Annotated in this window: 11 protein-coding genes; 6 read left to right on the top strand and 5 right to left on the bottom strand. The window is 41.4% G+C overall.

The window, feature by feature from the left end:
* Positions 1-32 precede the first annotated feature (32 nt).
* Complete coding sequence (cysI, locus tag A9267_RS13525; RefSeq protein WP_065109593.1) at positions 33-1,724, bottom strand: assimilatory sulfite reductase (NADPH) hemoprotein subunit; 1,692 nt, start codon at positions 1,722-1,724, stop codon at positions 33-35.
* 77 nt (positions 1,725-1,801) lie between these two features.
* On the bottom strand, positions 1,802-3,586 hold the full coding sequence (locus tag A9267_RS13520; RefSeq protein WP_065109526.1) for an assimilatory sulfite reductase (NADPH) flavoprotein subunit: 1,785 nt from the start codon (positions 3,584-3,586) through the stop codon (positions 1,802-1,804).
* A gap of 346 nt (positions 3,587-3,932) precedes the next feature.
* Here A9267_RS13520 and A9267_RS13515 point away from each other — a divergent pair, with 346 nt between their 5' ends.
* The 5 genes from A9267_RS13515 (at position 3,933) to A9267_RS13495 (ending at position 9,735) form a co-directional block, all read left to right on the top strand.
* The gene (locus A9267_RS13515) at positions 3,933-5,120 is read left to right on the top strand and encodes a Re/Si-specific NAD(P)(+) transhydrogenase subunit alpha (RefSeq protein WP_055025128.1); all 1,188 of its coding nucleotides are present in this window, start codon (positions 3,933-3,935) and stop codon (positions 5,118-5,120) included.
* A 5-nt stretch (positions 5,121-5,125) separates the two neighbouring features.
* Positions 5,126-5,401, top strand: a complete 276-nt coding sequence (locus tag A9267_RS13510) for an NAD(P) transhydrogenase subunit alpha (RefSeq protein ID WP_055025191.1) — start codon at positions 5,126-5,128, stop codon at positions 5,399-5,401.
* 5 nt (positions 5,402-5,406) lie between these two features.
* A complete protein-coding gene (locus A9267_RS13505) occupies positions 5,407-6,786 on the top strand; it encodes an NAD(P)(+) transhydrogenase (Re/Si-specific) subunit beta (RefSeq protein ID WP_055025127.1) in 1,380 nt (459 codons plus the stop codon).
* 388 nt (positions 6,787-7,174) lie between these two features.
* Complete coding sequence (locus A9267_RS13500) at positions 7,175-8,188, top strand: sensor domain-containing diguanylate cyclase (protein ID WP_065109525.1); 1,014 nt, start codon at positions 7,175-7,177, stop codon at positions 8,186-8,188.
* Positions 8,189-8,370: 182 nt separating this feature from the next.
* The gene (locus A9267_RS13495; RefSeq protein ID WP_065109524.1) at positions 8,371-9,735 is read left to right on the top strand and encodes a MipA/OmpV family protein; all 1,365 of its coding nucleotides are present in this window, start codon (positions 8,371-8,373) and stop codon (positions 9,733-9,735) included.
* A 315-nt stretch (positions 9,736-10,050) separates the two neighbouring features.
* Here A9267_RS13495 and A9267_RS13490 read toward each other — a convergent pair whose 3' ends face one another.
* The 3 genes from A9267_RS13490 to hldE form a co-directional block, all read right to left on the bottom strand.
* Entirely contained in the window at positions 10,051-10,560 is a 510-nt protein-coding gene (locus A9267_RS13490) for a TetR family transcriptional regulator (RefSeq protein WP_065109523.1), read from the bottom strand.
* A 324-nt stretch (positions 10,561-10,884) separates the two neighbouring features.
* A complete protein-coding gene (locus A9267_RS13485; RefSeq protein ID WP_082972370.1) occupies positions 10,885-11,859 on the bottom strand; it encodes a hypothetical protein in 975 nt (324 codons plus the stop codon).
* Complete coding sequence (hldE, locus tag A9267_RS13480; RefSeq protein WP_065109522.1) at positions 11,859-13,289, bottom strand: bifunctional D-glycero-beta-D-manno-heptose-7-phosphate kinase/D-glycero-beta-D-manno-heptose 1-phosphate adenylyltransferase HldE; 1,431 nt, start codon at positions 13,287-13,289, stop codon at positions 11,859-11,861. Before hldE ends, A9267_RS13485 begins: the two co-directional genes overlap by 1 nt.
* 102 nt (positions 13,290-13,391) lie before the next feature.
* On the opposite strand from hldE, the gene A9267_RS13475 reads away from it, so the two are divergent.
* Positions 13,392-14,318, top strand: a complete 927-nt coding sequence (locus tag A9267_RS13475; protein WP_065109521.1) for an LpxL/LpxP family Kdo(2)-lipid IV(A) lauroyl/palmitoleoyl acyltransferase — start codon at positions 13,392-13,394, stop codon at positions 14,316-14,318.
* Positions 14,319-14,477: the final 159 nt, after the last annotated feature.

The raw sequence follows: 14,477 nt of genomic DNA, 5'->3' as shown, positions 1-14,477 counted from the left end.
TAATCCCTCATTGGTAAGACTCAATTAGAGCCTTAACCATGAAAATCTTTCGCAGCATCATTTACTGCTTTCACGATGCCATGACGAACGGTAAAGTTACCAAAAGTTTCGCCAGCATCACGCTCTTGTACATACAAACCAAACAAGTTGTCTAATTCAGCTAAAATCTCAGCTTCTTGAATGTTTTCTTTGTACATTTTATTTAATCGCGTACCTTCAAAGCTTGCGCCTAGGTATAAGTTATATCGCCCAGGAGCTTTGCCAACTAAACCAATCTCGGCCGCAAAGGGTCTTGCACAGCCATTAGGGCAGCCTGTCATACGCACCACGATGGCTTGTTCGCTAATACCATGTTTCGTCTGTAATGCATCAATATGGTCAATAAACTCAGGAAAATAACGCTCAGCTTCCGCCATCGCCAAAGGACATGTAGGCAAAGCAACACAGGCAATTGAATGACCACGGGTCTGACTGATTAACTTACCAAAAAAACCATGTTGGCGAGCAAGATCTTCAATCGCTGCTTTATCTTCTTCTGAAACACCAGCAATAATCATATTTTGATTAGATGTCATTCTAAAATCGCTTTTATGAATTTTGGCAATTTCACGTAAACCCGTTTGCAATGTTTGACCTTCAACATCTTTAATACGACCGCTTTCGATAAATAAGGTCAGGTGCCATTTATTATCAACACCTTTAACCCAACCATATCGATCGCCTCGATCGCCAATCACGACATCACGTTTTGGTTCAAAATTGACACCTGCACGTTTTTCAACTTCAGCTTTAAATTCAGCAACGCCATGATCAACTATGGTGTACTTTAAACGTGAACGCTTACGATTAACACGATTACCCCAGTCACGTTGAACTGTCATGACGGCTTCTGCAAACTTGATCACATCTGCAGTTTTAATAAATCCAAAATCATCAGCTAATCTTGGAAACGTTTCCACTTCACCATGCGTTGAGCCCATGCCACCGCCAGCAACTAAATTAAAGCCAACAAGCTCACCTGCTTCTGCCACTGCAACAAAACCTAAATCGTTGGTATACACGTCCACGTCATTATCTGGCGGTACAGCAACGGCCATTTTGAATTTACGTGGTAGGTAGGTTTTACCGTAAACAGGTTCATTAGTTTCAGTGTCTAATAACTTTTCTTCATCTAACCAAATCTCGGCATAAGCACGAGTATGAGGCAATAAATGATCTGACAATTCTTTTGCTACAGCATAAGCCTGTTGATGTAGTTTAGACTCAACAGGATTTGGGTTACACATCACGTTACGGTTAACATCACCACAAGCTGCAATCGAATCTAATGCTGCCCTATCTAAACCTTGGATCAGGGTTTTCAAATTACGCTTAGGAATGCCGTGATATTGAAAAGTTTGACGTGTCGTCAAACGAATACTATTCGAGGTTGTTAATGTTGATGAAATACGATCAACATCTAACCATTGTTCAGGCGAACAAATACCACCTGGCACACGAGCACGCAGCATGAAACTATATAAAGGCTCTAGCTTTTGCTCTTTACGCTCATTCCTTAAATCACGATCATCTTGCTGATAAAAACCATGAAACTTAATTAATTGCTGATCGCCATCACTAAATGATCCCGTGACTTGGGTATCTAAACCTTCTTTAATCGTGCCACGTAAATAATCACTGTCGGTTTTTAAGTACTCGTTTACTGCTAATTTTTGCTCACTCATCATGTGGCCTCTATCAATGCTTTGCTCACGCCAGCGTTCATCTTTCTAGCGCATATCTTGTTATGTTTTTATGGCAATTAGTAAACGTCTTTTTGATAACGTTTGGCGCTACGTAATTCTTCTAAATAATTTTCGGCACCAGCTTCATCTAAACCACCGTGCTCAATTGCAAGGTTTATCAAGGCTTGATGAACATCTTTGGCCATACGCTCAGCATCACCACAAATATAGAAATGGGCACCATTTTGTAACCAGTTCCATAGGGTTTCACCTTGCTCAGCAATACGATGCTGCACATATACTTTTTCAGCTTGGTCGCGAGAAAATGCCACATCTAATCGGCTTAGCTCACCAGACTTAAGGTATTGTTGCCATTCAACTTGATATAAGAAGTCTTGCTCAAAATGCGGATTACCAAAGAATAACCAGCTATCGCTTTCAACACCGTCAGCAGCACGCTGTTGCATAAATGCTCTGAAAGGCGCAACACCTGTTCCAGGGCCCACCATAATAACGGGAGTATCATTGTTTTCAGGCAATCTAAAGTGCTTGTTAGGCTCGACATAAACCTTAACTGTTTGTCCTTCTTCAGCAGACGCCAAGAAGTGAGATGCACCGCCAAAACGAGTTTGTCCTTCTCTTTCATCCTCAACTAACGCCACAGTTAAATGCACTTCACTTTCAACTTCAGCTTGGCTAGAAGCAATTGAATACAAACGAGGCGTTAAAGGACGCAATAAGGCAACCAATTTGTCAGCATCAATGGTCACTGGATATTGGGTAATTAAGTCGGCTAGTTGATGACCTAATACAAACTGTCGTGTTTGTTCTTTATCTGCTGCAATAGCTGTTAATGCGCCATTGCCAGCTAACTCTGCCCATGCGGTAACAAGTCCAGGATAAAGTTGCGTCAGTTCTTTCTTTTCAAGTAAAGCTTGCTCAAGGGTTAGCGTTTGCTTGCTTACTGTCACTTCAGCGTTAGCATCTAACGAAAGGCCCGTTATTACCTCGTTGACTAAACCTGAGCTATTGGTAAACCAGATACCTAGTGCATCACCCGCTTCATAACGTATACCTGACTCACCTAAATCAATCTCTACATGACGAACATCTCTATCAGAATCTCGTCCGGTTAATTTTTGACTAACCAGTATTTCTGCTTCATAAGGCTGCTGCTTGGTGTATTCACTTTCTGCAGAAGATTTTGCAGTATCAATTGATACGACACTTGCGCCACTTGCTTGTACTAAGGGTTCAACGGCAGTTAATACTTGCTCTTGCCAGTTTTCAGCAGCGTCTTCATAGTCCACATCACACTCAACAATAGGCAATAACTCTTTGGCGCCTAATGCAGTTAAACGCTCACTGAAGTCCTTACCTGTCTGGCAGAAAAATTCATAACTGGTATCACCTAAAGCAAGCACAGAAAAATTCAATTGCTCAAGCTTTGGTGCACGCTTCGATGCTAAGAATTTATGTAACTCAATGGCATCATCTGGCGCTTCACCTTCGCCATGGGTGCTGACCACAGCAATCAAAATGGTTTCTTGTTTAAGTTGACGAACCTTGTAGTCAGCCATAGAGGCTAGGTTAACAGCAAAACCTTTTGCGCTAGCTTGCGCAGCCAATGTCGTTGCGATGCCTTTGCCGTTACCCGTTTGGCTACCATATAAAATTGTGACCGTTTGAGCAGGAGCAGCCTCTGGTATTTGTGCAACCTGTCCTTGATTAGCGGTCGCTGCTAAATAGCCACTTACCCAAGCTAATTGTGTCGCAGATAACTCAGAAGTGAGCTGCTTTAGCTTATCCACTTGTCCTTCAGACAATGGTGAAGCAAATGAAGAAAGTTCTTTTAACAACATTAGAAGATGGCCCTATAACAGTTTAATGTCATCAGACTACTCCTAATCCTTACAACCAAAAAATAATAAAAATTGCTTTTTTATTCCATTAAGGAATATGCAAAGGCGGTTTTTTAAGCTACAAAAGTGTGGTGTAGCGCAAACTTTTAGGTCAGACCTCCGTAAAAATGAGATTTCACGCATTCTTTACTTGTATCAAACCTAAGACTTGCCAGAATGATGCACGTTAAAAATTATGGTACTAAAATTGTTTCTTACTCATCACTGTTAGCGATGGCAGTGTTAAGCACGATGAAGTACTAAAACGACCCGACCCTTCCCTACATATAACTAAGAGGTTGTCCTTTTGAAATTAGGTCTACCGAAAGAGAGTCACTCAGGTGAGCAACGTGTTGCGTTAATCCCTGCCAACGTGACCATTTTAATGAAAAAACAGCTACAAGTGATCGTAGAATCAGGCGCTGGACTACAAGCAGGCTTTACCGATGACGATTACGTCAAGGTTGGAGCCACGATAGCTTCTTCACGAGAAGCCTTACTCACTGAAGCCGATATCATTACAGTGGTAAACTGTAAGGGTGATCAATTTGATGAAATTAGTGCGGTATTAAAACCACATCAATTGGTTATAGGGATGATGGATCCACTGGTAAATCCACAAAACGCCCAAACGATAGCAAATACAGGTGGCAGTGCAATCGCACTTGAACTGATCCCACGTATTACCCGTGCTCAAAGCATGGATGTATTATCATCAATGGCAACCATTTCAGGTTACAAAGCTGTATTACTTGCAGCCCATAAAGCGCCGCGTTTATTTCCTATGATGATGACAGCAGCAGGCACATTAAAGCCGTCTCGTGCATTCATTATGGGTGTGGGCGTGGCAGGTCTTCAAGCTTGTGCGACGGCAAAACGTTTAGGTGCAGTTGTAGAAGCTTACGATATTCGCCCTGCAGCTAGAGAGCAAATTATCTCTGTTGGTGCAAAGCCTGTTGAGCTGGATATCGAAGCAGAAAACACTGAAACCAAAGGCGGGTATGCCACAGAGCAAAGTGATGACTTCTTAAAACGTCAGCAACAAGCCATGGCTAATGTACTTGCCCAGCAAGATATCGTCATCACCACAGCTGCCATTCCTGGTCGTAAAGCCCCTGTGCTCATCACTAAAGAAATGGTCGATGGAATGAAAAGCGGAACTATCATTGTAGATCTCGCCGCTGAAAGTGGTGGTAACTGCGAGTTAACCCAGGTTGATGAAGTGATTATGCATAACGGCGTAATGATTTTAGGCCCTTCAAATGTACCAAGCACTGCGGCAAATCATGCGAGTCAAATGTACGGCAAAAACGTTGAGAACCTACTGAATTTACTGATTAATAATGAAGGTGAATTGGTTCTTGATTTTGAAGATGAAATTGTACGAGATACGGTTGTTGCTCATGGTAATGATGTGAGTAGCGCTCGCCTGAGAGAGTTACTGAATTTAGCTCCACTCACAGCGCCTGAGTCACCGTCTGAGGAGACAGCATAATGGATATGACACTATTGCTTTTACTGACACTATTTGTCGTCGCAGTATTTTTAGGTGTAGAACTCATCACTAAAGTGCCACCAACCTTACATACTCCTTTAATGTCAGGTTCCAATGCCATTTCTGGTATCTCTTTAGTTGGTGCGTTACTTTCTGCTGGTTCTGGGGCAGGAATTATGGTTAATGTCCTTGGTTTTATTGCCGTGGTATTAGCAACAATTAACGTGGTAGGCGGCTATATGGTCACTAACCGTATGCTTGCCATGTTCAAAAGGAAATAGACTCAATGACAACATTTATATATTTAGCTTACCTTGTTGCCGCAGTCTTATTTATCTTAGGTATTAAAGGGTTAACTAAACCACGTACTGCTGTGCGTGGTAATCAGCTCTCGGCAATGGGGATGTTTATTGCCGTTGTAGTCACCTTATTTGATCAAAGCATTCTTAGCTATGAGTGGATCATCGCAGGGGTGTTATTAGGTGGAACAATCGGCGCAGTGATGGCAACTAAAATTAAAGTCACTGACATGCCTCAAATGGTTGCTTTACTGAATGGTTTTGGTGGTGGAGCCTCACTAGCAATCGCTGCGGCAAGCTTCCTAGATCCTGCAGCAGCGACCAATACCGTGGCACTAATTTCAATTGGTGCAACAATTATTATTGGCTCTGTCACCCTGTCGGGTTCATTTGTCGCTTTTGCAAAGTTACAAGAACTGATTTCGGGTAACCCAATTAAAGTCCCAGGTAATAAACCATTAAATGTCATCTTGCTGATCAGTGCACTTGCACTCGCTGTTGCCATTGTAATGGACCCAACTAACACTAGTTTAATGTATGCATTAGTTGCTGTTGCGGTTGTGCTAGGTGTGCTGCTTGTTGTTCCTATTGGCGGCGCAGATATGCCAGTCGTCATTGCACTATTGAACTCTTACTCTGGTATTGCTGCTGCCACAACCGGTTTCATCACAGGTAATACAGTATTGATTGTGTCAGGTTCTTTAGTCGGGGCTTCTGGCATCATCTTGACTCAAATTATGTGTAAAGCAATGAACCGTTCATTGTTTAACGTGTTATTTGGTGTCATGGCTGAAGGCGGTGAAAAAGTTGATGCAGATGAAATCTACGCAGGTAAAGTCAAATCAACTTCGCCAGATGAAATCGCCATGATGTTAGAAACGGCTGAGCGTGTGGTCATTGTCCCTGGCTACGGCCTAGCTATGGCGCAAGCACAGCATGCTGTAAGAGAACTTGCCAATGTTCTCCAAAGCCGCGGAACCGATGTGAAGTATGCTATTCACCCAGTTGCAGGCCGAATGCCAGGTCACATGAACGTATTGCTTGCAGAAGCTGAAGTACCTTACGATCAGCTAATCGAAATGGACGAAATTAACCCACAGTTTGAACAAACTGATGTGGCCATCGTCATCGGTGCAAACGACGTCACCAACCCTATGGCGCGTGAAGATAAAGGAAGCCCGATTTATGGCATGCCGATTCTAAACGTTGATAAAGCCAGAACCGTTGTAGTAATTAAGCGTTCATTAAGTCCAGGTTTCGCTGGGTTACCTAACCCACTGTTCGCTATGGATAACTCATTAATGTTATTCGGCGATGGTAAAAAAGGCATCGTTGAGTTAACAGCGAGCTTAAAAGAAGCTGATTAACCAACCTCTCTAATAAAAAAGGCCACGATGTGGCCTTTTTTATGGCTGAAATAAAATCAAAGCTTAAAAATAACGACAATAAATGAGTATTTCCTAAAACAATAACAGTAAAACTCATTCGCTTTAATTCGTTAAATACTTGCCAACAATGACACTCCACACCCGATACCTTAGATTAAGGCAGTTTATAAGCCATTATTATCTTGAGTTATTTTCAACATGCTCAATAAAACACCTAAAACACACACCTTGAAGAGTACAATAAATGCGATAGCATTATCGATTCATCAATCTTTAGCTTACAAAATTACACAATTGACTATTTAGGCTAAAAAAAGTACAAAAGTAGATTGAGTTCTTTTCTGACGAACACGGATGATTGACCCATATGGATACCCAAGCTTCGCAACTCAGTGCATTAGCAGCAGAAATAGAGCGGTTAACGCGCGAAAATGAAGCCCTAAAACAACATAACATTCACTTGCAACAGCAGCTTTCAGCAACGCTTGACGGCACAGGGTTGTGTTTGTGGGAGCAACACGTCCCTTCTGGTGATTTACTTATCTATAATCAAGAGTGGGGGTCATTACTGGGTTACACCCGTGAAGAATATGCCGCGAATATGGAAAGTTGGAAAGGAAGTTTGCATCCAGATGATAAAGACTGGGTCATTAAAGCTTTTGAAGATCATATTGAAGGCAAAGAAAACGTGTACCAAGCCGTACATCGAATGATCCACAAAGATGGAAGCGTACGATGGGTTTCTGATCGTGGCAGAATTGTAGAATACACATCAGATGGTAAACCGTTAAAAATCCTCGGCACCCACATCGATATCACCCAAGAAAAACGTTACCAACTCGATTTAGCCAGACTGGCGCATCGCGATCCGCTTACTGATTTACTCAATCGAAACGCAGCTAAAAAAGCGTTCAAATCCTTACAACACGATGCCAACTTTGACTCTGGAACCTTGTTATTTATTGACGTTGATAATTTTAAAATGATCAATGATCATCATGGCCACCGATTTGGTGACCTAGCACTAATCAATATCAGCCAAACCCTGCAACACTATGCTGATAAGCTATTAGCGAGTAAACAAGTGAGCATTGCTAGAATTGGTGGAGATGAGTTTGTCATTATCACAGCGATTTCAGAATATGAACTCATTAGTATTTTGGCGGGGTCATTAGTGAATCATTACAAGCAGAACGTCACTATAGAAGAAAAGTCGGTATCATTAGGCTTAAGTATCGGCATTAGTTGCTTTGCAAAACACGACACTTTTGCTGAAGTTTGTGAGCAAGCTGATAATGCCATGTACGGCATTAAACAAGCAGGAAAACATAACTATTCTTTTTGGCAACAACCCAAAACCCTTATTCAATCGATTCGCTAATCAATTTCATCAGTAACAAAAGAAGTTAACAGTTTGCTACAAAAAAAGCTGGGGACTGATTACTTTAAAAAACGTCATGCTATAATCCACTAATATTCAATAAAATACATCTGTTAGCCACTAAACAATTTGTAAGTGGTTTGTAAAGTCCATTACTCCATTATTATTGGTATTAAAGCACTATGTCTAACTTCTCTCGCTTATGTGCGATCTTATTATGCACTAGCCCTTTAATGTCTTATGCCAGTGATAATAGCCCTTCAACGGCTACATCTACGTCAAATACAACTCAAACGAGCAAGGCACAAGAAAGCGAGTCAGAAAAATACTTTCCTTCAACATGGGGAGTCGGCATTGGCATGCGTCGCGCCGATATTCCTTACGCAACTGAATCAGATGTTGTTACGGATGTCATGCCATTAATCGAGTTTGAAAATGATTACTTTTTTATTGATGGTTTAGAAGCCGGTGTCCATTTGTGGAGTCATCAAGAACATCAAGTCAATTTATATACTCGATTTCGTTTTGTCGATATTCCCCAAGAATATCAAAATCAAACTCAATCAGATGCGTTTGATTTTGGTGTGCAATATCGCTTTCAAAAAGATGGATTAGAAGCTGATGTTGCCTTTTTAAGTGATGGAGATAAACGCTATTACGCCTATACTCGAACACAATATCACTGGACGGCGGGTGATTGGCAATTAAACCCATATGCAGAATTTGAATGGAAAGGTGATTCATTTAATGAGCACTATTACGGGCTAGATCAAATTGATCCTGGTGCAGGTCTAGCGTTTTCTGCAGGGTTAAATACCCGTTACCACCTTGCCAGTAACTTATACTTGCTTGCCAACTTTGGCGTCACGCGCCTTGAAGATGATATTTATGATTTACCGACAATCGAAAACCAATATCAATTAGAATCCTTCTTCGGTTTTGGTTTTTACCCCGATGCTAAACGACCTAATACCAACCCAATACCTAAGGAAAGTGGTGAGTTTTTAAGGGTCGCGCACGGTTGGGCCACGCCTTCAAACTTAAATGATATCCTAACAGGCAATGCAAAAGGTGACCGTTATAACAACCAAATGACGTCGTTATTTTATGGCATACCCTTAACAGACAATTTATTCACACTCCCAATTGATCTTTATTTTACTGCGGGTGGTGTTTGGCATCATGATTCTGAAGTGCAAGACAATTTAGCTGAAGGTGTCATCGGAGTTAAGGCATTTTATACCTTTGATTTAGGCTGGCGCTTCCGCCTTGGTGTTGCAGAAGGCTTGTCTTATGTGTCTGATGTCACCTACATTGAAGGCAGTGAGTTAGATGAAAAAGATTACCGACCATCAAAGTTACTTAATTATTTAGACTTCTCATTTGACGTCAATCTAGGCGATGTATTTAACCATGCGCCATTAAAAAATGCATGGCTAGGTTACAGTATTCATCATCGTTCAGGCATTTTCGAAACAAGCTCAGCTTTCGGGCGCATTAAAGGTGGCAGTAACTACAACACCATCTATGTACAGTGGCATTTCTAAGTTTTTTGATGACCTCCCCTGCGCAGCTTTATGGCACAGGGCACAGGGAAAAGACAATGACTAGGGCCTGTTGATCTTTCAAGGTTGTTTTTGCAGCGAATTGTTGGCCATTTATACAAGGAAGAGACTTTGTGGTGTAGTTATTCTACATAAAAAGTTAATAACGCAGTAAAAATGGCCAACAAACGCTGCCCAAAGGGTTCGAGTAAAAGCGTTTTACTCTTTGTTGGATAAATTTTGCTTAGATGATTAGGCATCAATCCATCCGCCTCAATTAAAACGCTTTTATTTCGAACAAAACTTAACCAGCAAAGATCAACAGGCCCTAGCCTTTATGAGGTTTAAAGCCGCTACAGCTTCTTCAGTTTGTGCACTAAACATGGTCACAGCGCTTTGACCAATTAACCTATCAATGCAAAAGCCACCTTCATCACCTAATCTCATCAGCGCTTTATAACGAATATCGTTAACTGTGTTGAAGCGTCCCTGAATTTGCTGGCTAGAAGCACACAAGCTAAAAAACAATTTAAGGACGGCTTTAGCGTGATCTTGACTAATAAAATGTCGCCATGAAGACTCAAGTAATTGCACAGAGCTAAAATCTAACCCTTCACAAAAACGAGCTGAAATACGTGAATCTAAACACGAAAGAAAGTCTGCCTTTCGGGGAAAATGATGGCTAATTCCTGTACGGCTGATACCTGTAGCATTTGATAACGATGTATAAGACATGTTTTCAAACCCAATTGTCAGGATTTGCTCAAACGCCTCATCTAAAATCAATTTTATGGTGATTTCAGTATCGATTCTAGAACGCTTTGCCATACAAAAATATCGTTACTATTTCTAGTAACTACCTCAATGAAATGAAATTTTGCATAGCCTATCAAATGTTTATCTAGCTTGTCTTTTTAAAAAGTACAATTTATTAACACGCACTTTAACTATGGATTTTAACATTGGCTAAAGAGCAAACATATCACCAATTAATCTTACAGAAATAGCCACTGCGTCAGTCAATAATAAGGCTTTTAATAATTTAGCTAGCGGTAAACACTATTTGAAAGCGTTTCAGATTGAAATGTAAATATTCATGACAACAGTCTACGCTAACTGAAACATTTTCATCATGGTTCAAACCTGACAGTTTTACTCATCAGTGCTTATAACCTTTTCGGCTTCTGAGAACTGCTGAATTAGCCATGCATTAGCAAGTTCAGCTCCCATCAGGTGCACTAACGTCGGATGTAATACTTCAATTAAACGCTGCTGTTGCCAAAACATATAATGCGGCAAAGCTTGAACGGCGCCACGGCCAAATGTGCGTTGCATCAGGCTTGATATTTCATCCATTTCGGTGTCATTGATTTGCGGCGCGTGGGGATAAGCATCAGCGATGAAGTCAGCATATTGTTCAAAAGCAATAATATCATCAACTTCATAGCGATTTAGTAGCCACAATAATTGTGGAGAGCTCCAATGGCCAATATTACCAGTGGTATTCATCACAGCAATATTGCGTCTATGCAACTGCTGCCAAATCAGTGACACACTTCCAGACTCATGAGCTAAGCGCCACGCTAAGTAGTAATCAGCAAGCCATTCGTGCTGGTAAGGGGTTAATGGCAGCAATAAATGACTCTCTTGCAGCGAAATATTTTCAAGGTGCCCTAGCTCATGCCACAAAGTCAGTTGAGTTTGTTGCTCAAGGTTAAATTGATACGCTTGACCGTTAAGTGCCACACTTTGATTAATCACTGGCAGCTTGTCATTTATCACCACGATACCTGCAATATCTTGATCAACAACTGGCATTACCATCGCAGTTTTAAGACCCAAGCTTTGTGATACCGACTGACGTAAAGGCAATTGTGCAGACACTCTCGCGGGTAGCTGTTTTATGCAAGAAATATAATGAGCAATTGGACAAATCAGCGCTTGTTTATCAGTCAGTTGATGTATTTGGCCGATTGAATATAGAGAGGAATAACTGGGGTAAGAAAGGGGGTTGAAACGATTATGGCTCTCACGACTTATTGAGCTAGCGTTAGCCTGTTTAGGACTAACGCCAACAATAATAGCGCTGAAAAAACTAAGCCCAATAATCAGGGCCAGAAATTTCACTACTTTTTAGCCATAATATTTTCGATTATCGCTGTGGTTGATACGCCATCTTCAAACCCTAAGATTTCAACCGTGCCACCAGCTGCCATAACTTCAGCTCCGCCAGCAATCTCTTCGACTTTATAATCACCGCCTTTAACCAACGCATCAGGTAATAAACGACTAATAACACGTTGTGGTGTGTCTTCACTAAACGGAATCACCCAATCAACAGACGCTAAACCTGCAAGCACTGCCATACGGCGGTCCTCTTGGTTGACCGGTCTTCCCTCACCTTTTAAGCGTTTAACTGAAGCATCGTCATTCACAGCAACAATTAAACGATCGCCTAAAGCTTTGGCTTGTTGTAAATAACTCACATGCCCAGCATGTAAAATATCAAAACAACCATTGGTCATGACCACTTTTTCACCACGTAGTCTGGCTTGCTCAAGGGCATACATTAACTGATCTTCTGAGACCACACCAAAGCCCGACTCGCCTTGATTTAATGCAAGTGCTTCAATCAATTCAATTCGGCTTACCGTTGCAGTACCTAATTTTGCAACCACAACACCTGCAGCCATATTGGCAATAGAACAAGCTTGTGCCATTGAACTGCCGGCAGCTAATGAACTAGCTAACGCAGAAATCACTGTATCGCCTGCACCAGTCACATCATAAACTTCACGGGCAACCGTAGGGATATGTAGTTCAGCTTCATCTTGGCTAATTAACGTCATGCCTTTTTCTGAACGAGTGACTAGAATAGCCCCTAGCTCAAATTGTTCAATTAAGCCTTTAGCTTTGGCAATGAGATCCGCCTCATCTACGACAGGGCCGACTACGGCTTCAAATTCGCTCATGTTTGGCGTCAATAATGATGCACCTCGATAACGAGAAAAATCACTGCCTTTCGGGTCAACCAATACGGTCACGCCTTTAGCACGTGCTTTGGCAATAAAATCAACAGGGGAATCAATTGCGCCTTTAGCATAATCGGACAAGACCAGTACATCGACATTATCTAAAATTGGTTCACTGGTGTTTAATAAGTTATCACTGTCAGCGCGACTATATTTCTCTTCAAAATCTAGGCGAATTAATTGTTGGTTACGTGAAAAAATACGTAATTTAGTGATGGTTGGTTTGTCGGCAACAGTTAACCAACGAGGTTCTACACCTTGAGCTTGAACACCTACGGTCAATGCTTGAGCTGTTTCATCGGCACCAACAATGCCTGCAAGCTGAACTTGTCCACCTAATGCGGCAATATTCAATGCCACGTTAGCAGCACCACCTGGACGGTCTTCTATGTCTTTAATGTTAACTACTGGCACAGGCGCTTCTGGTGAAATTCGCCCTGTAGGCCCTACCCAATAGCGGTCAAGCATGACATCACCGACAACTAGTACACGGGCTTTTTCGAATGCTGGGAGAGATACCTTCATAGTAAACTTTTTCTTTTGCTGACATTAAACGGTGATTGTACCTAATTTTGCTATAAAATTAAGTTAGAATAGAAACTAATTTGATTTAAAAGTGAGTGTTCCGTGGTAGAAAAAGCGCAATTTGGTTCTCATTTATTACATCCTAAACATTGGCCACTATGGTTAGGTGTTGGATTAATGAGGCTAACTCAACTATTACCTTTGCGTTGGCAAATGGCAATGGGTAAAGGGTTAGGCCGTTTAGTGTTGAAATTTGCTGGCAGTAGAAAGCACACAGCAGAGCGAAATTTAAGTTTGTGTTTTCCTGATATGCCAGAGCAAGAAAGAACAGCTTTATTAACACGCAACTTTGAAGAAACCGGCAAAGCCTTATTTGATACCATCAACGCATGGTGGTGGTCTAATGATAAAGTGCAACGTCATATGACCATGAAAGGCGATCAGCACGTGCGTGACACCTTAGATAATGGCAATGGTGTCATCTTGTTTGCAGTGCACTGTTTACCATTAGAAATGGGCGCAAGAATGTTTGGCCAATTCCAGCCAGGAATCGGGGTTTATCGCCCGCATGATAACCCTGTGATGGAGTACTTACAGGTCAATGGCCGCTTACGTTCGAATAAAGGTCTTGTACCTAAACGTGATCTTCGTAATATGGTCAGAAGCCTGCGAAATCCCGATGTGATTTGGTATACAGCAGATCAAGACTTTGGTCGCTCTAGTGCGGTATTTATTCCGCTTTACGCAGTACCAGATGCCGCCACAATTACTGGTGCAACGACCCTGGCGAAACTTGGTAAAGCCAAGGTATTGCCTTTTTTCGTTGAACGAAACGCTGACGATAACGGTTATCACATGGAAATCATGCCGCCACTGGATAATTTCCCTGGTGAGAATGAACTCGAAGATGCGATTCGTGGTAACAAGATTATTGAAAACATTATTGATAGAAACCGTAGCCAATACATGTGGTTACATAGAAGGTTCAAAACTAGACCGACTAAAGAAACCCCTTCCTTATATCAATAAATACTCGGAAGGCTTTTAAATAAAATAATTAAAGATTAATCACTCATAAAAAGGGATTTAATCAGTGATTAATATTCAAAAGAAACGTAAGGGTAAAACTGATTTCAAACACCACCTAGCTTGAAATCAGTATAAGAATGATCAAGGATGCCAAACTTG

This window comes from Shewanella sp. UCD-FRSSP16_17, assembly GCF_001675935.1.
GTDB classification, from domain to species: domain Bacteria; phylum Pseudomonadota; class Gammaproteobacteria; order Enterobacterales; family Shewanellaceae; genus Shewanella; species Shewanella japonica.
The sequence above is the reverse complement of the archived record's forward strand: the minus strand, read 5'-3'. Positions and strand labels throughout refer to the sequence as shown.

What these genes read in the sequence shown, in the direction of transcription:
- A9267_RS13495 (WP_065109524.1), top strand. Translation starts at nt 8,371, where the DNA reads ATGTCTAACTTCTCTCGCTTATGTGCGATCTTATTATGCACTAGCCCT.
- A9267_RS13505 (WP_055025127.1), top strand. Translation starts at nt 5,407, where the DNA reads ATGACAACATTTATATATTTAGCTTACCTTGTTGCCGCAGTCTTATTT.
- A9267_RS13500 (WP_065109525.1), top strand. Translation starts at nt 7,175, where the DNA reads ATGGATACCCAAGCTTCGCAACTCAGTGCATTAGCAGCAGAAATAGAG.
- hldE (WP_065109522.1), bottom strand. Translation starts at nt 13,289, where the DNA reads ATGAAGGTATCTCTCCCAGCATTCGAAAAAGCCCGTGTACTAGTTGTC.
- A9267_RS13520 (WP_065109526.1), bottom strand. Translation starts at nt 3,586, where the DNA reads ATGTTGTTAAAAGAACTTTCTTCATTTGCTTCACCATTGTCTGAAGGA.
- A9267_RS13490 (WP_065109523.1), bottom strand. Translation starts at nt 10,560, where the DNA reads ATGGCAAAGCGTTCTAGAATCGATACTGAAATCACCATAAAATTGATT.
- A9267_RS13510 (WP_055025191.1), top strand. Translation starts at nt 5,126, where the DNA reads ATGACACTATTGCTTTTACTGACACTATTTGTCGTCGCAGTATTTTTA.
- cysI (WP_065109593.1), bottom strand. Translation starts at nt 1,724, where the DNA reads ATGAGTGAGCAAAAATTAGCAGTAAACGAGTACTTAAAAACCGACAGT.